15 protein-coding genes are annotated in these 23,780 nt (G+C 74.9%); 12 read left to right on the top strand and 3 right to left on the bottom strand.

What is annotated here, in order from left to right; all coding sequences use genetic code 11:
• Positions 1-125: 125 nt before the first annotated feature.
• Positions 126-1,865, bottom strand: coding sequence for a protein kinase (locus tag ACH4F6_RS37380; RefSeq protein ID WP_397964922.1), 1,740 nt, complete (start codon positions 1,863-1,865; stop codon positions 126-128).
• Positions 1,866-2,254: 389 nt separating this feature from the next.
• Here ACH4F6_RS37380 and ACH4F6_RS37385 point away from each other — a divergent pair, with 389 nt between their 5' ends.
• From ACH4F6_RS37385 to ACH4F6_RS37425, 9 genes are all read left to right on the top strand, one after another.
• Positions 2,255-5,806, top strand: a complete 3,552-nt coding sequence (locus ACH4F6_RS37385; RefSeq protein WP_397964923.1) for an FHA domain-containing protein — start codon at positions 2,255-2,257, stop codon at positions 5,804-5,806.
• Positions 5,807-6,368: 562 nt separating this feature from the next.
• On the top strand, positions 6,369-7,751 hold the full coding sequence (locus ACH4F6_RS37390; RefSeq protein WP_397964925.1) for an ABC transporter substrate-binding protein: 1,383 nt from the start codon (positions 6,369-6,371) through the stop codon (positions 7,749-7,751).
• A 7-nt stretch (positions 7,752-7,758) separates the two neighbouring features.
• Positions 7,759-9,105 carry a carbohydrate ABC transporter permease gene (locus ACH4F6_RS37395; RefSeq protein ID WP_397964927.1) on the top strand — a complete coding sequence of 449 codons (1,347 nt, stop codon included), beginning with the start codon at positions 7,759-7,761 and terminating at the stop codon, positions 9,103-9,105.
• Positions 9,102-9,983, top strand: a complete 882-nt coding sequence (locus ACH4F6_RS37400) for a carbohydrate ABC transporter permease (RefSeq protein WP_397964928.1) — start codon at positions 9,102-9,104, stop codon at positions 9,981-9,983. Before ACH4F6_RS37395 ends, ACH4F6_RS37400 begins: the two co-directional genes overlap by 4 nt.
• A gap of 149 nt (positions 9,984-10,132) precedes the next feature.
• Positions 10,133-12,397: a CDP-glycerol glycerophosphotransferase family protein gene (locus tag ACH4F6_RS37405; RefSeq protein WP_397964929.1), complete on the top strand. Its 2,265-nt coding sequence runs from the start codon at positions 10,133-10,135 to the stop codon at positions 12,395-12,397.
• A gap of 80 nt (positions 12,398-12,477) precedes the next feature.
• Positions 12,478-14,682, top strand: coding sequence for a bifunctional glycosyltransferase family 2 protein/CDP-glycerol:glycerophosphate glycerophosphotransferase (locus tag ACH4F6_RS37410; RefSeq protein WP_397964930.1), 2,205 nt, complete (start codon positions 12,478-12,480; stop codon positions 14,680-14,682).
• Between the two features lie 8 nt (positions 14,683-14,690).
• On the top strand, positions 14,691-16,970 hold the full coding sequence (locus tag ACH4F6_RS37415) for a CDP-glycerol glycerophosphotransferase family protein (RefSeq protein ID WP_397964932.1): 2,280 nt from the start codon (positions 14,691-14,693) through the stop codon (positions 16,968-16,970).
• A complete protein-coding gene (locus ACH4F6_RS37420; RefSeq protein ID WP_397964934.1) occupies positions 16,967-18,304 on the top strand; it encodes a hypothetical protein in 1,338 nt (445 codons plus the stop codon). Before ACH4F6_RS37415 ends, ACH4F6_RS37420 begins: the two co-directional genes overlap by 4 nt.
• Before the next feature lie 72 nt (positions 18,305-18,376).
• The gene (locus ACH4F6_RS37425) at positions 18,377-19,933 is read left to right on the top strand and encodes a hypothetical protein (protein WP_397964936.1); all 1,557 of its coding nucleotides are present in this window, start codon (positions 18,377-18,379) and stop codon (positions 19,931-19,933) included.
• A 36-nt stretch (positions 19,934-19,969) separates the two neighbouring features.
• Here ACH4F6_RS37425 and ACH4F6_RS37430 read toward each other — a convergent pair whose 3' ends face one another.
• Positions 19,970-20,383 (bottom strand): organic hydroperoxide resistance protein, encoded by a 414-nt coding sequence (locus ACH4F6_RS37430; RefSeq protein ID WP_397964938.1) that lies wholly within the window; start codon positions 20,381-20,383, stop codon positions 19,970-19,972.
• A 143-nt stretch (positions 20,384-20,526) separates the two neighbouring features.
• Here ACH4F6_RS37430 and ACH4F6_RS37435 point away from each other — a divergent pair, with 143 nt between their 5' ends.
• A complete protein-coding gene (locus ACH4F6_RS37435; RefSeq protein ID WP_397964939.1) occupies positions 20,527-21,021 on the top strand; it encodes a MarR family winged helix-turn-helix transcriptional regulator in 495 nt (164 codons plus the stop codon).
• A gap of 69 nt (positions 21,022-21,090) precedes the next feature.
• Here the strand turns inward: ACH4F6_RS37435 and ACH4F6_RS37440 are convergent, their stop codons facing one another.
• Positions 21,091-21,729 carry a TetR/AcrR family transcriptional regulator gene (locus ACH4F6_RS37440; protein WP_397964941.1) on the bottom strand — a complete coding sequence of 213 codons (639 nt, stop codon included), beginning with the start codon at positions 21,727-21,729 and terminating at the stop codon, positions 21,091-21,093.
• A gap of 251 nt (positions 21,730-21,980) precedes the next feature.
• Here ACH4F6_RS37440 and ACH4F6_RS37445 point away from each other — a divergent pair, with 251 nt between their 5' ends.
• Both ACH4F6_RS37445 and ACH4F6_RS37450 read left to right on the top strand, forming a co-directional pair.
• Complete coding sequence (locus ACH4F6_RS37445; RefSeq protein WP_397964943.1) at positions 21,981-22,898, top strand: ABC transporter permease; 918 nt, start codon at positions 21,981-21,983, stop codon at positions 22,896-22,898.
• The gene (locus ACH4F6_RS37450) at positions 22,891-23,748 is read left to right on the top strand and encodes an ABC transporter ATP-binding protein (protein WP_397964945.1); all 858 of its coding nucleotides are present in this window, start codon (positions 22,891-22,893) and stop codon (positions 23,746-23,748) included. Before ACH4F6_RS37445 ends, ACH4F6_RS37450 begins: the two co-directional genes overlap by 8 nt.
• The last annotated feature ends 32 nt before the right edge of the window (positions 23,749-23,780 follow it).

A 23,780-nucleotide genomic window follows, 5' to 3' on the forward strand; every position in this document is an offset into this window, starting at 1 on the left:
ACAAAGCTACGCGTCCGGGAGGGCGGCCTTCACCGCGGAGACCGAAATCACCCACTGGGTGTCGACAAATCCACAGACCTGCGGTCGGGTTCCCTCGGGGCCGGCCCGTGGGACCGGCCCGTCCGTCAGGCGCCGTCGCCGGACGTCCCGCCCAGTTCGCCGATCCAGTCGCTCGTCTTCTGGAACCAGTCGCCGAGCTGCTCCCAGTAGCCCTTGCCGGTGCCGATCCAGCTCTGGAGCGGGCTCAGTTCCCAGACCAGCCAGCCGGCCACGATGAGGATGACGACCGTGAACAGGCAGCCCTTCAGGCAGCCGAGACCGGGGATCCTCATCGGGTTGGCGCTGCGCTGCCTCGGCTCGCGCGGCTGCCTCGGCTCGCGCGGCTGCCGGGGCTCCGGCGCGGGCCGCTGCGGCGGCTGCTGGGGCTGCGGCGTGTACCGCCGGGGCTGGGGCTGCTGCTGCGGGGCGTACTGCTGGGGCTGCTGCTGCGGGTGGCCGTAGCCCTGCTGGGGGCGCTGCTGGGGCCTGGGCTGCTGCGGGCGCGGCTGCTGCTGCGGGCGGGCGACCTGCCGCTGGGGGCGGCGGCGCAGCGGGTCCTCGTCGGGGTCGAGGTACTGGACCTGGGTCTGCTCGTTGCGGTCGCGGGCGGCGCGCAGCTGGTTCTGCCAGGGGTGCGGCTCCTCGGGCTGCCGGCCCTGGGGCCCCTGTCCGCCGGCCTGGTGGGGCGGCACCGGCGGCAGCACGGCGGTGGGATCGGCGGCGCCTGCCGGCCCCCCGGTGTGGGGCAGCACGGCCGTCGGGTCGGCGGCGCCCGCCGGGCCCCCGGTGTGGGGCAGGACCGCGGTGGGGTCGGCGGCGCCGGGCGGGCCGCCGGGTCCGGAGGTGTGCGGCAGGACGCTGGTCGCGGCGTTCGGGTCGTACCCGCCGGTCGGCGCGCCGGGCACGGTCGCGGGCGCCGGGTCGGGCGCGAGGAGGTGGCCCACGCCTTCGGCGGCGGCGATCTGCATCGAGTTCGCGTGCACGCCGATGCCCTCGGCGACGACGCGCAGCGCTCGCGCGAGGTTCTGGGCGCTGGGGCGTTCCTGGGGGTTCTTGCGCAGGCAGCGCTCGATGACCGTCCACAGCGGGTCGGGGACGGTGGACGGGCGGCGCGGCTCGGCGCTCAGGTGCTGGTGGAGGACCTCCAGGGCCGAGCTGCCGGAGAACGGCGGGCGGCCGGTGACCAGCTCGTACAGCAGGATGCCGGCGCCGTAGACGTCGACGGCGGAGGTCTGCGGGCGGCCCTCGGCGGACTCGGGGGCGACGTACGCGGGCGTGCCGACGAACTCGCTGGTGCGGGTCAGGCCCGGGGAGTCGGCCAGGCGGGCGATGCCGAAGTCGGTGAGCAGCGGGTGCATCTCCCCGCCGTTCTGCGTCAGCAGGACGTTGGCCGGCTTCAGGTCGCGGTGGACCACGCCGTCGGCGTGGCTGGCGGCGAGGGCGTCGGCGACCTGCGCGGTCATGAGGGAGGCGCCGACGGGTGTGAAGGGGCCGTTCTCGCGCAGGTAGCGGTGCAGGTCGGGGCCTTCGACGAGGTCCATGACCAGCGCCAGCAGGTCGCCCTCGACGACCAGGTCGCGGACCCGGACGATGTTCGGGTGCGTCAGGCGCAGCAGCACGGAGCGCTCGCGCAGGAAGCGCATCACGACATCGGGGTCGCTCGCGAGCTCCTCCTTGAGGACCTTGATCGCGACGGTCTCCCCGGGCTGGCCGGGCACGGCCGCCTCGGCGCCCGCGGTCTCGCGCTGGCGGGCTCGCCAGACGGTGCCCGTGGCGCCGCGTCCGAGCGGCTCCTCGAGCAGGTACTTGCTGCCTACCGGCCGCACGTCATGCGCTCCCTGCTGCTTGTCTCTGCTTGCTTGCCAGTGTTCCGACCCACTTGTTCCGACCCACTGTAGTGCCGGGTCCCCGGCGCCGGGCTGTCGTCTTCCTGTGGTCCCACCTACCGTTACGCGCCCCTTCCGGCCCATGTTCGGGGGAAAGACGCTCGCCCCGGTCCGTTGGTTGCCGCGGGCGGACGTGACCGATCTCAAGCGGTCGTCGCCGGGTCGTCCGCCAGGCACTTTTGCGGGCAGAGCCGACCAATCAAGATCACTTGTCTCCCGGCGGCGGGCGCGTTGTCAGTGGCAGGTGCGAGGATGCGTGCAGTACTGGCCGACGTGCTCGTGCGGGGTGGGGGAAGTCCGCGCCCGGGCAGAAGGGACCGCTGGCGGCGATGCAGATCCGGCTGACCGTCGTAGACCCGACGTGCCCGCCCTCCTCCGCGCCCGAGTCCGCTCGCGCGGGGGGATGGGCGGCGCGGGGCCGTGCCGCGAGCTGCGACGTGCTGGTCACGGCGCCCGCCGGCACGGCTCTGGCCGCGGTGGCGTCCGCCCTGGCCGCGGCGGTCTCCGGGGAGGGCGCGGCGCCGTCCGGGGGGACGCAGCCCGTGCTGTACGCGGGCGCGGAGCGGCTCGACGCCGGCCGCTGCACGCTCGGCGAGCCGCCGCTGGTCGACGGCGCCGTGCTGTCCCTGGGCGCCCCGGCCGACCCGGAGCCGCATCCGGAGGTCGACGACGCCCCGGCCCGGCTGGACGTGGTGGCGGGGCCGGACGCGGGCGGGGTCCACCTGCTGCACGGCGGGCAGGTCCGCGTGGGCCGTTCCGCCGACGCCGACGTCCCGCTGGACGACCCGGACGTCTCCCGGCTGCACTGCGCGGTGACGCTCGGCGCCGACGGCCGCGTCACGGTCGCCGACCTCGGCTCGACGAACGGCACCACCCTGGACGGCGCCCCCGTCCAGGCCCGCCCCCTGCGGTTCGCGCCCGGCGCCCTGCTGCGGGTCGGCGAGTCCGCGCTGCGGCTCGCTCCGCCCGGGGGACCGGGGGCCCGGGTCACGACCACCCCGGACGGCGAGGGACACGTCCGCGTGTCCTGCGCGGGGGCCGCTCCCGTCCCGGACCCGGCCCCCGCGCGCGGGGCGGGCGACGGCCCGGCGGGAGCGCCGGGCCGCGCGGCCGCGGGACACCCGGCCGGGACCGGCCCGGCCACCAGGACGGTCGCCGGCACCGGCACCGCCGCCGCGAGCATCCCTCCCCCGCGCACGCCCGGCGGCCCGGACGCCCCTTCCGGCCCCACCGGGCACGCCCGCGGCACGGTCGCCTGGAGCGGCTCCGCCCCCGCCCGCGGCGAGCGGACGCGCCCGGCGGGGACCACGCCCGTGGTGCCCGGCCAGGGCGGCGCCCCCCGCCTCGAGAACGGCCCCCGCCCCACGGCCGGCGGTTCCGGTTTCGGCTCCGGCTCCGGCTCCGGGGAAACCCACGGCGGCCGCTCGGGGCTCGGCTCCTTCCCCGCGGCGGACGGGGCCCGCGGCCCGCACGACACCGCCCGGCCGTTCCCGGCGGGCGCCCCCGAGGCGCCGCCCCTCGACGAGGGGAGCGGCGCCGCCTCGCGCCGCAAGGGCACGCCCCTGCGCGGCACCGACGTGCCCCAGGGCCTGCGCAGGCGCGGCGGGCTGTCCGCGTGGGCGCGGCGGCTGACCGGCGGACGGGGCGGCGACCAGGGCGCCGCCGGACCGGAGAGCCACGTCGAGCCGCCGGCCGGCCCGGCCGCGGCGCCGGCGGCCGACGCCGCCCGCGTGCCGGACACCTGGCCGGACCCGGCCGCGCTGCTGCTGACCGCGCTGGGCCCCGGTCCCCGTCTGTGGGAACGCGGCCCGGACCACCCGGAGGCCCTCGCGGTCCGGCTCGGCACGGCCGACCGGGCGGCGCCCGACGGCTCGGGCCTGCTGCCCGCCGTACCGGTGACGGCGGGGCTGCGCGAGGTGGGCGCGCTGGGCCTGGCCGGGCCCCGCCCGCGCCTGTCCGGGCTGGCGCGCGCGGTGCTGGCCCAGCTCGCCGCGCTGCACTCCCCGGACGTTCTGGAGATCGTCCTGATCAGCGCGGACCACACGCGCTCCGAGGAGGAGCGCGCCGCCGAGTGGTCCTGGCTGGGCTGGCTCCCGCACGTGCGTCCCGGGCACGGCCAGGACTGCCGTCTCCTCCTCGCCTACGACCGCGACCAGGCCGCGGCCCGCACCGACGAGCTCATGCGCCGCCTGGAGGACCACCTCGCCGAAGCCGGGACCGCGGCCACGGCCCCGGTCCCGCCGCCCCGGCCCGGTGGCCGCCGCCCCTCCTGGGCGGTGACGGACGACGCCCCGGACGGCTACCGGGGCCCGTACACGGTGGTCGTCGTGGACGGCGACCCCGGCGGCGCCGACCTGCGCCGGGCGATGGCCCGGCTGGCGACCGCGGGCCCCCTGGCCGGCATACACGTCCTGTGCCTGGCCGAGACGCCCGCCGCGTCCCCCGCCTCCCCGGTCACGGAGACGTACGAGGCGGCCTGTGCGGCGGCCCCCACGTTCCGCGCGTGCGGGGCGGTCGCGCTGCTCAGCGGGGACGTGGCGAGCGCGCTGCGGCTGCTGCGGGTCGCGCCGGCCGGGGCGGACGCGGAGCCGCCCGGCCCGGTGGGCCACGGCACCGTCGGCGCGGTGGACGCGGTCTCCCCGGCCTGGGCGGAGCGCTTCGCGCGGGCGCTGGCCCCGCTGCGCCCGGACGGCGCGGGCGGCGGCGGGCGCCCCGCGCGTGTGTCGGCGCCGCTGCCCCAGTCGGCCCGGCTCCTCGACGAACTGGGCCTGGCCCGGGCGACCCCGGCCTCCCTGATGGCCCGCTGGGCGGACGCGGCCGACGACACCGAGGCGCTCGGCGGCCGGGCCTGGGCCGTGCTCGGCGCCGGACCGCGCGGCCCGGTCACCGCGGACCTGGTCGCCGAGGGTCCCCACCTGCTGATCGAGGGCCCGGCCGGCAGCGGCCGCACCGAGCTGCTGCGCGCGCTCGTCGCCTCGCTGGCCGCCGCCGAACGCCCCGACCGGCTGGGCATCGTCCTCGTGGACGGCCGCGACACCGTGGGCAAGGGCGCCGACGGCCACGGCGACGGTCTGCGCGTCTGTACGGACGTACCGCACGTCACGACGCACCTCACCGCCAACGACCCCGTCCGGATGCGGGAGTTCGCGCAGTCGCTGAGCGCCGAGCTGAAGCGGCGGGCCGAGCTGCTCGGCCGCTCCGACTTCGCCGAGTGGCACACCCACCGGGCGGTGTCGGGCCGCATCGGGCCGCAGCGGCAGCCGGGCGGCGTCCCGGGAGCGGGTGCCGCCGACCTCGACACCCCGCCCAGTTCGACCCTGCGCCTGCGCCCCGGGGCGCAGGCGCGGCAGCGGGCGGAGGCGCCGCCGCCGCTGCCGCGCCTGGTGGTCGTCGTCGACGACCTGGACGCCCTGGTCTCCCCCGCCCTCGGCTCCCCCGGCCGGCCCGCCGCGGGCTCCGTGATGCGCGCGCTGGAGGCGGTGGCCCGCGACGGCGAGCGGCTCGGCGTGCACCTGGTGGCGGCGGCCGGCCCCGGCGGCCGCACGGCCGAGTCGGAGCCCGCCCGGCAGGCCACGCTGCGGATCGCCCTGGACGCCCCCGGCTCCGGCGCCGACGAGCCGGGACCCGGCCGCGGTCGGCTGCAGAGCGCGGACGGCCGCCTCACGCCCTTCCAGGGCGGCCGCGTCACGGGCCGCATCCCGCGCACGGCGACCCTGCGCCCCACGGTGGTCCCCCTGGAGTGGCAGCGCATGGGCGACCCCCCGGCCCGCAGACCGGTCCGCGAGCTGGGCAACGGCCCGACGGACCTCGCCCTCCTGGCCAGCGCGCTCGAACGGGCGGCACGCGAGGTGTCGGCGGCACAGGTGCCGTCGCTGCTGTAGGACGGCTCCCCGGCTCCACGCGGGGCGGCCCCGCTCGTGGAAGCGGCTTCCGTTGGTCCCGGGCGGCTGCGCCGGTGGAGGCGGCCCCCTTGGTACCGGGCGGCCCCGTCGGCGCAGGACGGCTCTCCTGAACGAGGCAGTCCCGCTGGTGCCCGCGGCCTCCCCTGCACCGGCGGCCCCGCCGGTGCAGGGCGGCTCTCCTGGGCGGGGTGGTCCCGCCGGCACCACCGTCCTCCCTGCCGGCTCGGGGCGAACCCCCGGTTCTGCGCGCTCGCGCCGGCCCGCGGACCGGTCGCCCTGCCCGCGGACCGGTCGCCCTGCCCACGGACCGGTCGCGCTGCCCGCGGACCGGCCCCCGCGGCTCGTACGACACCGCCCCCTGTCCGGCACCGCGCGCGGTGCCTTCCTCCTCCTCCGGCACCCGTGCGCGGGGCAATTACGACGCGGTCACGATCTCCCGCTCGACACCGCACGCGTACTTGCCGATCTTTCGCACCCGGCGTAGACCAGTGCCCACGGGACAGCGCTCGAACGTTCGACGAGGACGCAGAACGGGGCAGTGATGCGCAACAGGAGCAGCAGCACCATCCGGACACGCAGGACCGTGAAGACAGCCGCCGCGCTCGTCGCGGGAGCCCTCGCGCTCTCGCTCACCGCGTGCGGCGGCGACGAGGACAAGAGCGGCGGGGACGAGAGCAGCCCGGCCAAGGAGTCGGGCAGCACGCTCGCCCTCCCGAAACTGAACGGCACGACGCTCGAGGTCGCCGCCGTCTGGACCGGTGCCGAGCAGGCCAACTTCAAGAAGGTTCTCGCGGAGTTCGAGAAGCGGACCGGCGCCAAGGTGACCTTCGTGCCGGCGCAGGACCCGATCATCAACTTCCTCGGTTCGAAGGTCGCGGGCGGCCAGCCGCCGGACGTCGCGATGCTTCCGCAGCCGGGCGCCATCAAGCAGGCCGTGGACAAGGGGTGGGCCAAGCCGCTCGGCGCCGCCGCCCTGAAGGAGCTGCAGAAGAACTACTCCCAGGGCTGGCAGGACATCGGCAAGGTCGGCGGCAAGCAGTACGGCGTCTACTACAAGGCCGCCAACAAGTCGCTGGTCTGGTACAACGCCCAGGTCTTCGAGAACGCGGGGGCCGCCGAGCCCAAGACCTGGGACGAACTCCTCACCACCGCCCAGACGGTCTACGACTCCGGTGTCACGCCGTTCTCGGTGGGCGGCGCCGAGGGCTGGACCCTGACCGACTGGTTCGAGAACGTCTACCTCTCCCAGGCGGGCCCGGAGAAGTACGACCAGCTCGCGAAGCACGAGATCAAGTGGACCGACCCGTCCGTGAAGGAGGCGCTGACCACGCTCGCGCAGGTCTGGGGCAAGAAGGACTACGTCGCGGGCGGCGCGACCGGCGCGCTGCAGACGGACTTCCCGGCCTCGGTGACGCAGACCTTCACCGGCGGCGACCAGCCGAAGGCCGGCATGGTCTACGAGGGCGACTTCGCGCAGGTCAACATCGTCCAGGCGGGCGCGAAGGTCGGGACGGACGCGAAGGTGTTCCCGTTCCCGAAGGTCGGCGACACCGCGCCCGTGGTCTCCGGCGGCGACGCGGCGGTGATCCTCGAGGACTCCGAGGGCGCCCAGGCGCTGGCGACCTTCCTCGCCTCCCCGGACGCGGCGGCCGTCCACGCGAAGCTCGGCGGCTACCTCTCGCCGAACAAGAACCTCGACCTCTCCGTCTACCCGAACGACGTGCAGCGCAAGATCGCCGAGTCGCTGATCGCGGCGGGCGACGACTTCCGCTTCGACATGTCGGACCAGGCCCCGCAGGCCTTCGGCGGCACGCCCGGCAAGGGCGAGTGGAAGGACCTCCAGGACTTCCTGAAGAACCCGACGGACGTGGCCGGCATCCAGGCGAAACTGGAGTCGGACGCGGCGGCGGCGTACGGGAACTGACCCGGCGATGGCGTCGAACACGGCGGCGGGGGCCGCGAAGGCCCCCGCCCCTCCTCGCTCGCGCGGGAGCGTGACCGGCACCCGCCGGACGGTGGCAGCGCTGTTCCTGCTGCCGGCCCTGGTGCTGCTGGGCGCGCTCGTGGTCTACCCGATCGGGTACTCGGTCGTGCGCAGTTTCTCCGACCAGTCCGGCGACGGCTTCGCCGGTCTCGACAACTACCGGGCCCTGTTCACCGACGACGGCATCCGCACGGCACTGAAGAACAACGTGATCTGGGTGGTGTTCGCGCCGACGGTCGCGACCGCGCTCGGTCTGGTCTTCGCGGTGCTGACCGAACGGGTGCGCTGGGGCACGGCGTTCAAGCTGGTCGTCTTCATGCCGATGGCGATCTCGATGCTCGCCGCCGGGATCATCTTCCGGCTGGTCTACGACCAGGACCCGGACAAGGGCGTCGCGAACGCGGTCTGGGTCGGCGTGCACGACACCTTCGCGCAGGCGTCGGCGTTCCCGAAGGCCCACCCGGGCCGCCAGTCGCCGCTGGAGCCCGAGAAGGGCGGTGCCTTCATCACCGAGGAGCCCGTCCGCGCCGGCGATCCGGTCGCCCTGCCCCTGGTCGGCGTCGCCCCCGACCAGATGCCCGACGGCGCGAGGAAGGCCGTGCAGGCGCGGCCCGAGCCGGGCAGGGTCACGGGCACGACCTGGCAGGACTTCACCCGCGGCAAGGGCGTCGGCACGCTCGGCGCCCCCGACCCGTCCGAGCTGGGCTACGCGGGGATGCGGATCGAGGCGGTCAAGGACGGCGAGGTCGTCGCGTCGACGAAGGCCGCGGGCGACGGCACCTTCACGCTCCCCGAGGAGGCCGACGGGGCCCGGCTGCGGCTGCCGGCGAGCAACTTCGCGGCGCCGTACAACGGGCTGGACTGGCTCGGCCCGTCGCTGGTCACCCCGGCGATCATCGGCTCGTACATCTGGATGTGGGCGGGATTCGCGATGGTGCTGATCGCGGCCGGGCTGGCGGGCGTGCCGCGGGAGCTGCTGGAGGCGGCACGGGTCGACGGGGCGAACGAGTGGCAGGTGTTCCGCCGGGTCACCGTGCCGCTGCTCGCGCCGGTCCTCGCGGTCGTCGTCGTCACCCTGATGATCAACGTCCTGAAGGTGTTCGACCTGGTCTTCATCATCGCCCCCGGCTCCTCCCAGGACGACGCGAACGTGCTCGCCCTGGAGCTGTACCGCAAGGGCTTCTCCGAGGACCAGCCCGGCATCGCCAGCGCCATCGCGGTGTTCCTGCTGCTGCTGGTGATCCCGGTGATGTGGTTCAACATCCGCAGGCTCAGGCGGGAGGTGCGGCGATGAAGACCTCCGCCGAGACCGTGCGGGCGAAGCGGTCGCCGGCCGCGCGGATCGTCGAGAAGCTGGGCGGCGGCCTGGTCCGGGCGTTCCTGGTCGTCGTCGCGATGTTCTGGCTGGTGCCGACCATCGGTCTGCTGATCTCCTCGCTGCGCTCGCCGGAGGACCTGAGCGCGAGCGGCTGGTGGACGGTGTTCTCGGAGCCGTCCCGGCTGACCGTGGACAGCTACCGGAAGCTGCTGGAGAACGGCGACATCACGGACTCGCTCGTCAACACCGTGCTGATCACGGTGCCCGCGACGGTCCTGGTCGTGGTCATCGGCTCGCTCGCCGGCTACGCGTTCGCGTGGATGGAGTTCCCGGGCCGGGACTGGTGGTTCCTGGGCGTGGTCGGCCTGCTGGTGGTGCCCGTGCAGGTGGCGCTGATCCCGATCGCCGAACTGTTCGGCGGGATCGGCCTGTTCGGCTCCGTCCTGGGCGTGGTCCTGTTCCACGTGGGCTTCGGCCTGCCGTTCGCGGTGTTCCTGCTGCGGAACTTCTTCGCGGAGATCCCGCGCGAACTGCTGGAGGCGGCCCGCCTGGACGGCGCGGGCGAACTGCGGCTGTTCGTCCGGGTCGTGATGCCGCTGGGCGGCCCGGCGATCGCGAGCCTGGGCATCTTCCAGTTCCTGTGGGTCTGGAACGACATGCTGGTCGCGCTGGTGTTCACCGACGCCGGCAGCCAGCCCGTCACGGTCGCCCTGCAGACGCAGGTACGGCAGTTCGGCAACAACATCGACGTGCTGGCGCCCGGCGCGTTCATCTCGATGGTGGTCCCGCTGGCCGTGTTCTTCGCGTTCCAGCGGCAGTTCGTGTCCGGCGTGATGGCCGGCGCGGTCAAGTAGGCGGCACCGCAAGGGGGGTGGGCCGTCACCCGCCCGCCCCCACGCGTTCACCCCGTGTCCCCCGGATGCCGTAGGCGAACGTAACCAAGTCACTCCATCGGCCGTTGCCGGGCCAGGCCCTGTCGTCCGCGCCGACCCATGGATGTCCCTTGCCCAGGTTCAGTGTCATCGTCCCCGCGTACAAGGTGCAGGCGTATCTGCACGAGTGCCTCGCATCGGTGCTGTCCCAGTCGTACGCCGATCTCGAGGTGATCGCCGTCGACGACCGTTCACCGGACGCCTGCGGCGAGATCATCGACGAGTTCGCGGGGCGCGACCCGCGGGTGCGCCCGCTGCACCTGCCGGAGAACGTCGGGCTGGGGCCGGCGCGCAACGCGGGCCTGGCGCAGGCGACCGGCGACTACGTGCTGTTCCTGGACTCCGACGACACGCTCGTCCCGGACGCGCTGCAGGCGATCGCCGACCGGCTGAAGGAGACCGGCGAGCCGGACGTCCTGGTCTACGACTACGCGGTCACGCGGTGGACGGGCGAGACGGAGCGCGACAAGTTCGCCGCGCAGCTCGGCGAGCAGGGCCCGGCGCCCTTCCGCCTGGAGGACCGGCCGGGCCTGCTCAGGGTGCTGATGGTGGCCTGGAACAAGGCCTACCGGCGGGACTTCCTCACCCGCACCGGCCTGGCCTTCCCGCCCGGCTTCTACGAGGACGCCGCCTGGACGTACCCGGCGCTGATGACCGCCGACTCCCTCGCGACCCTGGACCGGGTCTGCGTGCACTACCGGCAGCGCCGCCGGGGCAGCATCCTGTCCACCACCAGCCGCCGGCACTTCGACGTCTTCGACCAGTACGACCGGGTCTTCGCGTTCCTCGACGAGCGGCCCGAACTCGCCCGGTGGCGGGCGGTGCTGTTCCGCCGCATGGTGGACCACCTGACGACCGTGTTCACCCGGCCGGGCCGGCTGCCGCGCGGCACGCGCGCCGAGTTCCTGCGCCGGGCCCGCGCCCACTACCGCCGCTACCGCACCCCCGGCGCGCCCGTCCCGCCGCGCTCCCGGGTCCGCCACGCCCTCGTCCGGCTCGGCCTGCACCGCACCTACCGCGCCCTCCTGGCGGCCGTGGCCCTGCACCACCGCGCGCTCGAGCTCGCCGCCGCGCTCACCCGCGCCCTGCGCGCCGGTCTGCTGCAGGCGCACTACCGGATCCAGCTGCGGCTCCCGCTGCGCGCCGACCGGGCCGTCTTCGCCGCCTACTGGGGGCGCGGCCACGGCTGCAACCCGGGCGCGCTGGAAGCCGCGTTCCGCGCCCACGCCCCGCAGGTGCGCACGGCGTGGATCGCCCGCCCCGAGCACCGGCACACCATCCCGCCGGGCCCGCGGCCCCTGCGCCCCGGGACCGCCGCCTACTGGACGGCGCTGGCCCGCTCCAAGTACCTCGTGAACAACGTCAACTTCGACCGCCGGCTGGTCAAGCGCCCCGGCCAGGTCTTCGTGCAGACCCAGCACGGCACCCCGCTCAAGCACATGGGCCTCGACCTCCGGGAGCACCCGGCGGCCGCCCGCGGCATGGACTTCGAGGAGCTGCTGCGGGGCGTCGACAAGTGGGACTACCTCCTGTCCGCCAACCGCCACACCACCCTGACCTGGGAGCGCGCCTACCCCGGCGGCTACACCACGCTGGAGTACGGCTACCCCCGCAACGACGTGTTCCAGCAGGCGACGGCCGCGGACGTGGCCCGCCTGCGCGACGCCCTCGGCATCCCCCGCGACACGGTGGCCGTCCTCTACGCGCCCACCCACCGCGACCACCTCCGCACCCAGCGCCCCCCGCTCGACCTGGAACGCGTCCTGCGGCGCCTGGGCCCGCGCTTCGTGCTCCTGGCCCGCGCCCACTACGGACAGCCCGCCGCGCTGCCCCGCGGCGGCCGGGTCCTCGACGTCACCGACCACCCCAGCGTCGAGTCCCTCTGCCTGGCCTCGGACGCCCTGGTCACCGACTACTCGTCGATCATGTTCGACTACGCCAACCTCGACCGGCCGATCGTCGTCCACGCCGCCGACGACGACCGGGCGGCCTACGAGGCGGTCCGCGGCACCTACTTCGACCTGCGGACCTTCCCGCCGGGCCCGGTCGCCCGCTCCGAGGACGAGCTGGTCGACGTCTTCACCACCGGCCAGTGGCGCGACTCGCGCTCGGCCCGGCTGCGCGCGGCCTTCCGCGAGCGGTTCTGCCCGTACGACGACGGACGGGCCGCCGAGCGCGTCGTCCGGCACGTCGTGCTGGGCGAGACGGACCAGCCGCCGGTCGTGCCGCTCGCCGAGCGCCGGCCGGCGCCGTCGTCGGGGACGGCGCTCGCGCGCCCCTCGCTCACCACCGTGCCGCAGCCGTCCGGCCCCGTCACCGTCACCGAACACCGCTGAGGGCCCCGCCGCTCCCCCGCGGCCGCCCGGCGGGCAGAGGGGACGGCGGCGCCGGGCCCCCTCGACGCAGAAAGAGCGCAATGCCCCGCTTCAGCATCATCGTCCCCTCGCACGGGGTCGCCGGCCGGCTGTCCCAGGCGCTGGACTCGGTCCTCGCCCAGTCCTTCGGCGACTTCGAGCTGATCCCGGTCTGCGACGCGCCGGACGCCCCGGCCGCGGCCGTCGCCGCCGGACACGCCGCGCGGGACCCCCGGGTGGCCCCCGTGCACTCGCCGCCGTCGGCGGGCCTCGCCGGGGCGCGCAACGCGGGGCTGCGGGCGGCGACCGGCGCGTACGTGCTGTTCCTCGACGGCGACGACACGCTCGCCCCCGGCGCGCTGACCGCCGTGGACGCGCGACTGGCCGAGACCGGCGAGGTCGACGTCCTGTACACGGAGCACGAGCGCGTCCCCTGGTGGGAGGGCGAGCCGGCCAACCCGGCCGCCCCGCTGCTGGCGGGGGCCCCCGAGGGCGCCTTCGCGCCGGCCGAGGCCCCGCAGGTGACCGGCGTGCGGCTGCCGGCGTGGAGCGCGGTCCACCGGCGGGCCTTCCTCACCGGGCACACGCTCGCCTTCCCCGCGGGCCTGCACACGGACGTCGGCTTCGGCGGCCTGGTCACCCTGCGCGCCGAGCGGATCGCGGTGCTGCGCCGGGTCGTCGTACGGCACCTGCTGCGGCGGCAGGGCAGCCGGCTCAACCTGCCGGGCGGGCACCACGCCGACCTGCTGGACCAGACGGAGCTGGTGCTGACGCAGGCGGCCGGCCTGGCGTTGCCGGCCGGCCGGTCGGGGCCGCTGTTCGAACAGCTCTTCGCCGCCGTCCTGAAGACGGCCGCGCACCCGGCGCGGCTGCCCGGATCCCTGCGCCGGGCCTTCTTCCGCCGGGCGAGCCGGCTCTACCGCGGCCACCGGCCGGCCGGTTTCCGCGCGCCGGGCGGGAAACCGGGGGTGCAGCACCGGCTGCTGGCGGCGGGGGCGTACTCGGCGTTCCGCGCGCTGCTGGGAGCCAACCGGGCGGCGTCGGCGGCCGCCCGGCGCGTCCCGCGCCCCCGGGGACTGCGCACGCGCCTGTACTACCGGATCCAGCTGCGCCGCCGTATCGACCCCCGTCTGGCCGTGTACTGCGCCTACTGGGGACGCGGGTACGCCTGCAACCCGGCCGCGATCCACGCCAAGGCCGCCGAACTCGCCCCGCACATCCGCTCCGTGTTCCTCGTCGAGCCCGGCCGGGCGCACGCCGTGCCCGACGGCGTCGACCACGCCGTCCTCGGCAGCCGCCGCTCCTGGCAGGTGCTGGCCCGCGCCAAGTACCTGGTCAACAACGCCAACTTCGCGGAGGGCGTGGTCAAGCGCGAGGGCAGCGTCCACGTGCAGACCCAGCACGGCACCCCGCTGAAGAAGATGGGCGTCGACCAGTCGACGTACCCGGTGGTGGCCGCCGCGACCGGCTCCTTCACCAAGCTGCTGGGGCGGGTGGACCGCTGGGACCACAACCTCTCCTCCAACGCCCACTCCACCCAGGTGTGGGAACGCGCCTTCCCCGGCGCGTACGAACACCTGGAGTACGGCTATCCGCGCAACGACGTCTTCTACACGGCGACCGCGGACGACGTGGCCCGCGTCCGGCGGGAGCTGGGCGTCCCCGAGGGCAGCACGGCCGTCCTCTACGCGCCCACCCACCGCGACTACCGGACCGGCTTCGAGACGGGCCTGGACCTGGAGGCCTTCTGCGAGGCGGCCGGCGAGGACGTCGTCGTCCTGCTGCGCGCCCACTACTTCTACGACCGGGGCACCCGGCGCGGTACCGGCCGGATCCTCGACGTCACCGGGCATCACTCCGCCGAGGACGTCTGCCTCGCCGCCGACGCGCTGGTCACGGACTACTCGTCCATCATGTTCGACTACGCCAACCTGGACCGTCCGATCGTCGTGTACGCCGACGACTGGGACGTCTACACCGAGACGCGCGGCGTCTGCTTCGACCTGATGGCGGCCCCGCCCGGACCCGTCGCCCGCACGCCCGAGGAGCTGGCGCGGGTGTTCCGCGACGGCTCGTACGCGGACGGCGCGTCGGCCGCGCTGCGCGCCGCGTTCCGCGCCCGCTTCTGCCAGTTCGACGACGGCCGGGCCGCCGAGCGCGTGGTGCGCCGGGTGCTGCTCGGCGAGCCCCCGGAGGCGATCGCGCCCGTGCGGCCGCTCGCCGAGCGCGTCCCGGCCCCCGCCGCCTCCCCCCTCGTAAGGAGCTGACCCCAGCAGTGCCCCGCTTCAGCATCATCGTCCCCTGCTTCAAGGTGCAGGGCTTCCTGCGCGAGTGTCTCGACTCGGTCCTGGAGCAGTCGTACCGCGACCTCGAGGTCATCGCCGTCGACGACCGCTCCCCCGACGGCTGCGGCGCGATCCTCGACGAGTACGCGGACCGCGACGACCGGGTGCGGGTCCTGCACCTGCCGGAGAACGTCGGCCTCGGGCGCGCCCGCAACGCGGGCCTGCCGCACGCGAACGGCGACCACCTCCTCTTCCTCGACAGCGACGACACCCTCACCCCGGGCGCGCTGCGCGCCATGGCCGACCGCCTCGACGAGACCGGCGACCCCGACGTCCTGGTCTTCGACTACGCCCGCACCCACTGGTGGGGCGGCACCCGCCGCAACGCCCTCGCGCAGGTCCTCGCCGACTGCGGCGACGGCACGTTCACGGCCGCCGAGCGCCCCGAGATCCTCGACCTGCTGATGGTCGTGTGGAACAAGGCGTACCGGCGCGGCTTCGTGGAGGAGAACGGCTTCCGCTTCCCGCCCGGCTACTACGAGGACACCCCCTGGACGTTCCCGGTGATGCTCAGCGCGGAGCGCATCGCCACGCTGGACCGGATCTGCCTGTACTACCGCCAGCGCCGCCAGGGCAACATCCTGTCCACCACCAGCCGCAAGCACTTCGACGTCCACGACCAGTACGAGCGGGTCTTCGCCTTCGTCGACTCCCGTCCGGAGCTGGCGGGTTGGCGTCCCTACCTGCACCGCAAGATGGGCGAGCACTGCCTCGACATCCTGGCCAAGCCGGACCGGCTGCCGCCGTCGGACAGGGGCGAGTTCTTCCGCCGGACGGCCGAGATGTTCCGTGCCCGCCGGCCCGGCCCGGAGCCCGGCGGCGGGCCCGGCGAGCCGGTGCCGGCCGGGCTGCGGGTGCTGGAGGGCGGCTACGCGGCCTACCGGATCTCCCGGCTGGCCGGGCGCGCCGGCCGGGAGATCGCCCGGCGCGGAGGGCAGGTGCGGGGTGCGGCGGGGGCGCGGGTGCGCCGGGGCCTCGCCCCGGTCCGGGCGCGGCGCCCGCTGGATCCGGGGCTCGTCGTGTACTCGGCGTTCTCGCACCGGGGCGTGCTCGGTGATCCGGGGGCCGTCTACCGCAAGGCCCGGGAGATCGCCCCGCAGCTGCGCGGGGTGTGGGTGGTGCGCGACGAGGAGACGGCCGCGCGGCTCCCGGACGGTGTCGAGCACGTGCTCCTCGGCTCCCCCGCCTACCACCGGCTGACCGCACGGGCCGGCTTCTTCGTCAACAACGTCAACTGGCCGGGCGCGCTGGTCAAACGCCCCGGCAGCGTCCACGTCCACACCCACCAGGGCACCCCGCTGAAGTACATGGCGGCGGACCTGTTGGACAAGCCCGGCGCCCGGTACGGCGTGGACGTGCCGCAGATGCTGCGCCGCGCCGACCGCTGGGACTACAGCCTGGTCGCCAACCCGCACTCCGAACTGGTGTGGGAACGGGCGTACCCGTGCCACTTCACGTCGGTGCGGACCGGCAGCCCGCGCAACGACGTGCTGGTCCACGCCGCCGCGCGGGCGGCGGCGGACGGGCGCGCGGGGCCGGGGGTGGACACGGGTGCGGAGGTGCGTGCCCGGCTCGGGATCCCCGCCGGTCACACGGTCGTGCTGTACGCGCCGACGCGCCGCGACTACCGGCGCGGCGGCCACGTCGACCGGATCGACCTGGCCCGCTTCGCCGCCGACCTCGGTGCGGACCACACCCTCGTCGTCCGTCTGCACCCCTCCCTGGCGACCGGTCCGGCGCGCGGCCTCGGTCTGAGCGAGCTGCACCGGCGCGGGATCCTCGTCGACGCGACGGACGAGCCGCACGTCGAGGACGTGATGCTCGCCTCCGACGTCCTGGTCACCGACTACTCCGCCCTGATGTTCGACTACGCCAACCTGGACCGGCCGGTCGTCGTCCACGCCGACGACTGGGGCGCGTACGCGGCGAGCCGGGGCGCCTACTTCGACATCACCGCCGAGGCGCCCGGCCACGTGTCGCGCAGCTACCGGGAGCTGGCCCGGCTGTTCTCCTCCGGAGACTGGCGGGACGAGGAGTCGGCGCGGCTGCGGGCGGTCTTCCGCCGGCGGTTCTGCGCGTTCGACGACGGGCGGGCCGCCGAGCGGGTCGTACGGACCCTGCTGCTGGGCGAGCCGATGCCGGAGCCGGAGCGCGCGCCGGCGCGGGTCCCGGGACCGGCCACCGCGCCCGACCTGCTGGCGTCCACATGAGGACGCGGAGGACGGGTCCGCGCCCGGCCGGCGGACGGCCGCCGGGACCTCGGCCGCGCACCTGGGCGCTGGTCCTGGCCACCGTGTTCGCGCTGCTCCAGCTCGCGAACGTCACCGGCCGGGACACCCCGGACAGCAAGAACTACCTGTCGTACGCGCTGAGCCTGAGCGGCGAGGACAAGCGGGAGGCGGCGGCCGCGACGATCGACTTCGTGTGCGAGGGGGAGGCCTCGGTCGCCGTCCGCCGGCAGCGGGTGGACGTGGTGCGCTTCCACCGCGCCGACCCCACCCCGCGGATCACGGCCGAGTGCCGGGCCCGCGAGTGGCGCACCGTCGGGGCGCGGCTGGCGGCGGGGCAGACCGGCGGGCACACGGTGCCGTTCATGCCGGAGCGCTTCATGCGCATCTTCGAGGCGCGGCCCGGCTACCCGGCGTTCCTCGTCCCCTTCCTCTCCCTGTTCGGCGTGACGTGGGGTCTGTGGGCGGCCGGCGTCGTGGTGACCGCGGTGGGCGGGGTGCTGGCCTTCCTGGTCCTGCGGGCGCTGCGGGCGCCCGCCCGCGTCCGTCTGGCCGGGCAGGCCCTCTACTACGTCCTGCCGTGCGGCGCGACCGCGATGCGTCCGATGACCGAAGGGCTGATGCTGGCGCTGACCCTGACGGCGGTGTGGGGCTGTGCGCTGGCCCTGGACGGGCGGGTGCGGGCGGGCGCGTGGCTGGTGGGCGGCGCGCTGGCCGCCCTGTTCGCCGTCAAGCACTCGCAGGCCCTGTTCCTCGGGCTGTGCCTGGCGGGCGCGGCCGCGCTGATCGCCGTGCGGCGCCGGTGGCGCGGCCGGCCGGTGGGACGCGGGGTCGCCGTGGTCGCCGTCGCGGGCGCGTGCGGGGTGCTGGGGACGCTGCTGCTGGCGCGGCACCTGCGGTACCCCTCGGAGACGGAGAGCCTCCAGGACCTGCTGACCCACCACTTCTCCCGGCCGGACCGCACGCGCGTGTGGCCGGAGTTCTGGCAGCTCCAGGGGAACTTCTGGGGGGAGTGGCTGCGCCGGCAGCTGTGGCAGCCGCTGTTCGTGGCGGCGCTGGCGGCCGGGGCGTGGGGGGCGGCGCGCGGGCCGCGCCGGGCGTTCGGTCTCTTCGCGGCGGCCGCCGCCTTCACCGGGATCCTCACCCAGGCCGGGCACCCGGACATCGCCATCTGGGGAGACCGGCTGATCGTGCAGGCGTGGCTGCTGCCGGTGCTGGGCGTGCCGCTGCTGCTGGAGTCCCTCGTACGGGAGCGGGTCGCGCTGCCGGGCCTGCCGGGCCGGGAAAGGCCCGATCTGGTTCACTCGATGAGGTGAGGGCGGCAAGGCCGGTGACCCGGGCGGGAACATATGGCCAATGCCTCCCGTGCCCCCGTTCCCCGCGGTCCGATGAGTGTCGACGCCCTCGTCCGGCGTCCGCTGCGCGGTGCGACGGCGCTGCGCGGCGGACGGGTGTGGCGTCCGACCCCGTACCAGGTCTGCGGGTTCCTGTTCTGGCTGGTGATGTCACTGGCGTACTGGCGGGTGCCGTCGTGCTGCGACGCCGGCCAGCACGCGGCGGTCGTCGAGCGCCTCAAGGCGGACCTCCTGCACCCGCGCCATCCGACGGCGGACCTGCCGGGGGCGGGCAGCCCCTACTACTCGCCGTACGCGGTGGCCGAGGGGGCGTTCGCCCGGCTGACCGGGCTGACGGGCTGGGAGGTGCTGCGGGTCGCCGGGCCGGTGAACCTGCTGGTGCTGCTGACCGGCATCGGGCGCTTCACGCGCGTGCTGACGCCCCGGCCGTGGGCGCCGGTGCTCGCGCTGGTCGCGATGACCCTGCTGTGGGGCACCGAACGGGCCTGGTGGAGCGGTTACCTGGGCCTGATGTCGATGACCGGCAACCTCGGTTATCCGTCCGCCTTCGCCATCGGGCTCGCCTTCTGGGCGTGGGCGTCGACGGCGGCACGCGCGCGTGACGGGCGCCGGGTGCGGTTCGTGGGTCCGGCCGGGCTGCGCGGCCTCACCGGGTACGGGGCGGTGGGCGCGTGGTACGGGGTGATCCTCCTGGTGCACCCGATCACGGCGATCGCGGCGGCGACCGGGGGCGCGGCCTTCGTCGCGGGGTGGCAGCGGGGGTGGCGGGCGGGCCTGGCGGTGAGGTGGGGTGCGGCCGTCGTGACGGCGCTGCTGGTCGCCGCCGCCTGGCCGTACTGCGACGTGTTCGCGCTGGCCGGGGACGGCAGCGTGGACGCGATGCACCGGCGGCTGTACGAGGGGCCGGCGGGGCACTTCTGGCTGGCGCTGCTGGGGCTGCCGGCGTTGTGGCGGCGCGGGCGGCGGTCGGCGCGCGATCCGCTGGTCCTGATGTTCGCCCTGGACTGCCTGGTGGTGGCGTACGGCTGGGTCAGCGGCCACTACACCTACGGCCGCGTCCTCGGTCTCACCCTGGTGCCGCTGCAGTGGGCGCTGGCGGTGGAACTGGCGGCGCCCCGGCCGTGGGGCGCGCGGCGGCGGGCGCTGGGGGCGGTCGCGGCGGGCGGGGCCTGCCTCGGCCTGCTCACCGTGCACGCCGGGGCGGTCGTACCGCGCGCGCTGGATCCGGTCGGCTTCGCGCAGCCGCCGCGCTGGCCCTCGTACGACTGGGCCGCGCGGCACATGAGGCCCGGCGAGGTGGTGCTCACCGACGGCTACTTCGCCGTCCACGCGATCGCCGGGTACGGGGTGAACCTCGCCGCGCCCGCCTGGCCGGACGCGGCGCTGGAGGAGCGGGAGCGGCTGCGGCGGCTCGCCGACGTCGAGGCCTACCTCTCCCCGGCGTCGACCCGCGTCGAGCGGTCGGCGATCGCCCGCCGCCACCGCGTCCGCTGGCTGCTGCTCACGCGCCGGCACCCGCTGCCCGAGGAGGCGGTGGTGGTGGCGTGGAGCCGGCGGACGGGGGAGGTGCTGGCGCGGATCGCGGGGTGAGGCGCCCGCCGGGACCGGCCGGCGCCGACGCCCGGGTCACTCGATGACGAGCTCGACCTCGATGTTGCCGCGGGTGGCGTTGGAGTAGGGGCAGACCTGGTGGGCCTGCTCGACCAGCTTGCGGCCGGTCGCCTCGTCCACGGTGTCCGGCAGCTCGACGCGGAGCGCGACCTTGAGGCCGAAGCCCTCGCCCTGCTTGCCGATGCCGACCTCGGCGGTCACGGCGGCGTCGCTGACGTCGACCTTCACCGCGCGGCCGACCAGGCCGAGCGCGCTGCCGAAGCAGGCCGCGTACCCGGCGGCGAAGAGCTGCTCCGGGTTGGTGCCCTGCCCGTTGCCGCCCATCTCCACCGGCATGGCCAGCGCGAGGTCGATCGTGCCGTCGGAGGAGACCGCGCGGCCCTCGCGGCCGTGGGTGGCGGTGGCGACTGCGGTGTAGAGCGCGTCCATGGATGAACCATCCCTCTCGGAAATCGGTGTCGGGGGCGGCCGGCCCGAGCGTCCTTCGGCGTCCGGGCCGTCCCACGACCACAAGTAGAGCACACAATTCAATTGTGCACAACTAAATGGCTCGCCAGAGCTACCCTGGAGGCATGACCCCGATGTCGACATCCACTCCCGCGGCTGCCGCTGCCGCCGCCGAGGAGAACTGGCTCCGCCTGGACCGCCAGATCTGCTTCTCCCTGCACGCCGCCTCGCGTGCCTTCAACGGCGTCTACCGCGTGATCCTCAAGGACCTCGGGCTGACCTACCCCCAGTACCTGGTGATGCTGGTCCTGTGGGAGGAGGGCGAACTGCCCGTCAAGAAGCTGGGCGAGCACCTGCGGCTGGACTCCGGCACGCTCTCGCCGCTACTGAAGCGGCTGGAGTCGGCCGGACTGGTGCGGCGCGAGCGCAGCGTCCGCGACGAGCGCTCGGTGGTGGTCCGCCCGACCGAGGAGGGCACGGCGCTGCGCGAGCGCGCCCTGCGGGTGCCGCGCCGGATCGCCGACGCCACCGGCTTCGGCCTCGAGGAGATCCGCGAACTGCGCGAACGCCTCGACCGGCTCACCGCCGCGCTGGACGCGGCGGCGCCGGAGGAGGAGTAGAGCGGGCCGGACGCCGTCCGGAACCCCCGCGGGAGGCGCCGCCGCCCGCTTCCGCGGCCCGCCCCGCGCTCACAGCGCCTTGATCGCCTCGGCGGTCGCCCGCGCCAGTGCGGCCAGGTACCCCTTGGGCAGCTTCGGGCTGCGGATCACCACCGAGCGCCAGTACAACGGGCCCGAGATCAGGTCGAGCGCCAGTTCGTCGTCCAGTGCGGGGCTCACCTCGCCCCGCTGGACCGCCTCCGACACGATGCGCAGGGCGACCCCCTCCTGCCCGTCGCGCAGCGCCTTCTGCATCGCCCCGGCGATCTCGGGGTTGCGGGCCGCCTCGGCCTGGAGGTCCGGGATGACCTGCGAGGCCACCGGATGCCGCAGCGCCCGTGACGTCACCTCGTACAGCACCCGCAGGTCGCCCTCGAGGCTTCCCGTCCCCGGCGCCGGCAGTCCCTGCACCGCGATCGCCGACACGACGTCCAGCACCAGGTGCAGCTTGGAACGCCAGCGCCGGTACACCGCGGTCTTGCCCACGCCGGCGCGCCGGGCGATGCCCTCGATGGACATGCGCGCGTAGCCGACGGTCGCGAGCTCCTCGAACACGGCGGCCCGGATGGCCTCCGTCACGTCCTCCCGGAGCACGGCCGCTCCCGCGGGGGCACGGCGGCGCGGACGCGGCTGGGGGCCGTCGGCGTTCGTCGTCATGCGGACCAGCATAGGGCGTTGCGACGATACGGACCCGTCCCCACGCGGCACGCCCGACGGAACCGGACCGTCACCGCCACGCACCGGTCTCGGCGTGACGACGAAACGGTTGCGTTCCGACGCCGATGGACCTACGCTCACGTTGCGACGATACGGTCCCGTTCCGACGTAAGAAAACGTCAAGAGAAGCGTGAGAAAACGCCTGCCGACGCGGCGGCGAGCCGGAACGCGCACCCCCCCTCCCCCGAGTGAAAGCAGCGGATGTGAGCCAGGTCCTCCCCACACCGCCCCAGACGCGGCCCGCGGTCCCCGAAGACCTCGCGGCCCTCGCGGCCCGGCACGGCCTCTCGGTCAGCGGCGCCCGCCCCTCCCTGCCGGACTACGTCCGCCAGCTGTGGGCGCGCCGCCACTTCATCAGCGCGTTCGCCACGGCCAAGCTCACCGCGCAGTACAGCCAGGCGAAGCTGGGCCAGGTCTGGCAGGTCATGACACCCCTGCTGAACGCGGCGGTGTACTACTTCATCTTCGGCGTCCTGCTGGGCACCAAGCGGGGCGTCGCGGACTTCATCCCGTTCCTGGTCACCGGCGTCTTCGTGTGGACGTTCACCCAGAGCTCGATCATGGCCGGCACCCGCGCGATCTCCGGCAACATCGGCCTGGTCCGCGCCCTGCACTTCCCGCGCGCCGCCCTGCCGATCTCCTTCTGTCTCCAGCAGCTCCAGCAGCTGCTGTTCTCGATGGCCGCCCTGGTGGTCATCCTGCTCGTCGTCGGCGTGCCGCCGGCCTTCTCCTGGGTGCTGTGCGTCCCGGTCCTGATCCTGCAGTTCCTGTTCAACGCGGGCGTGTCCGGGGTCCTGGCCCGGATCGGCGCCAAGACCCCGGACATCGCGCAGCTGATGCCGTTCGTCCTGCGCACCTGGATGTACGTCTCGGGCGTGATGTGGAGCATCGACAACCTGCTGAAGAGCCACCACGACTGGCCGACCTGGCTCGACGACCTGCTGCGCGCCAACCCCGCCGCCGTCTACATCGACCTCATGCGCTTCGCGCTCATCGACAGCTTCCACGCCGACCAGCTGCCGCCGCACGTGTGGGCGTGGGCGATCGGCTGGGCCCTGTTCGCCGGCGTCGGCGGCTTCATCTACTTCTGGAAGGCTGAGGAGACCTACGGCCGTGGCTGACACAGCGAAGCTCACCGCACCCGCCGACGCGCCGGTCGGCGCCGACGAGCCGGTCCCCACCGTCGTCGTGGACGGCGTCGACATCGTCTACCGGGTCAACGGCACCGGCGCCGGCCGCGGCTCCGCGACCGCGGCCCTCAACCGCATCCTGCGCCGCAAGCAGAGCGAGAAGGCGGCCGGCGTGCGCACGGTGCACGCGGTCAAGAACGTCTCCTTCGTCGCCCACAAGGGCGAGGCCATCGGCCTGATCGGCACCAACGGCTCCGGCAAGTCGACGCTGCTGAAGGCGGTCGCGGGCCTGCTGCCGGTGGAGCGCGGCAAGATCTACACCGACGGCCAGCCCTCCCTCCTCGGCGTCAACGCGGCCCTCATGGGCGACCTGACCGGCGAGCGCAACGTCCACCTCGGCGGCCTCGCGATGGGCATGTCCCGGGAGCAGATCAAGGAGCGCTACCAGGAGATCGTCGACTTCTCCGGCATCAACGAGAAGGGCGACTTCATCTCCCTGCCGATGCGCACCTACTCCTCCGGCATGGGCTCCCGGCTGCGCTTCTCCATCGCGGCCGCCAAGGACCACGACGTCCTGCTCATCGACGAGGCCCTGTCCACCGGCGACGCCCGGTTCCAGGCGCGGTCGGCGGAGCGCATCCAGGAGATGCGCGCGCACGCGGGCACGGTGTTCCTGGTCAGCCACAGCAACGCGGCGATCCGCACCACCTGCGACCGCGTGCTGTGGCTGGAGCGCGGCGAGCTGCGCATGGACGGCCCGACGGAGGAGGTCATGCAGGCCTACGAGGCCTTCACGGGCGACAAGTCGAAGAAGAAGCCCCAGCCGAAGCCGGCCGCCTAGCCACCCGCGCCACCGGCCCCGCACGGCCCGCA

The sequence above is a fragment of the Streptomyces sp. NPDC017936 genome (assembly GCF_044328485.1).
In the GTDB taxonomy this organism is placed as follows: Bacteria; Actinomycetota; Actinomycetes; order Streptomycetales; family Streptomycetaceae; genus Streptomyces.

Bases quoted from the DNA above. Each gene is read 5' to 3' on its own strand.
- ACH4F6_RS37440 (WP_397964941.1), bottom strand. From the start codon at position 21,729: ATGCTGGTCCGCATGACGACGAACGCCGACGGCCCCCAGCCGCGTCCG.
- ACH4F6_RS37430 (WP_397964938.1), bottom strand. From the start codon at position 20,383: ATGGACGCGCTCTACACCGCAGTCGCCACCGCCACCCACGGCCGCGAG.
- ACH4F6_RS37385 (WP_397964923.1), top strand. From the start codon at position 2,255: ATGCAGATCCGGCTGACCGTCGTAGACCCGACGTGCCCGCCCTCCTCC.
- ACH4F6_RS37400 (WP_397964928.1), top strand. From the start codon at position 9,102: ATGAAGACCTCCGCCGAGACCGTGCGGGCGAAGCGGTCGCCGGCCGCG.
- ACH4F6_RS37425 (WP_397964936.1), top strand. From the start codon at position 18,377: ATGAGTGTCGACGCCCTCGTCCGGCGTCCGCTGCGCGGTGCGACGGCG.
- ACH4F6_RS37435 (WP_397964939.1), top strand. From the start codon at position 20,527: ATGACCCCGATGTCGACATCCACTCCCGCGGCTGCCGCTGCCGCCGCC.
- ACH4F6_RS37395 (WP_397964927.1), top strand. From the start codon at position 7,759: ATGGCGTCGAACACGGCGGCGGGGGCCGCGAAGGCCCCCGCCCCTCCT.
- ACH4F6_RS37410 (WP_397964930.1), top strand. From the start codon at position 12,478: ATGCCCCGCTTCAGCATCATCGTCCCCTCGCACGGGGTCGCCGGCCGG.
- ACH4F6_RS37390 (WP_397964925.1), top strand. From the start codon at position 6,369: ATGCGCAACAGGAGCAGCAGCACCATCCGGACACGCAGGACCGTGAAG.
- ACH4F6_RS37420 (WP_397964934.1), top strand. From the start codon at position 16,967: ATGAGGACGCGGAGGACGGGTCCGCGCCCGGCCGGCGGACGGCCGCCG.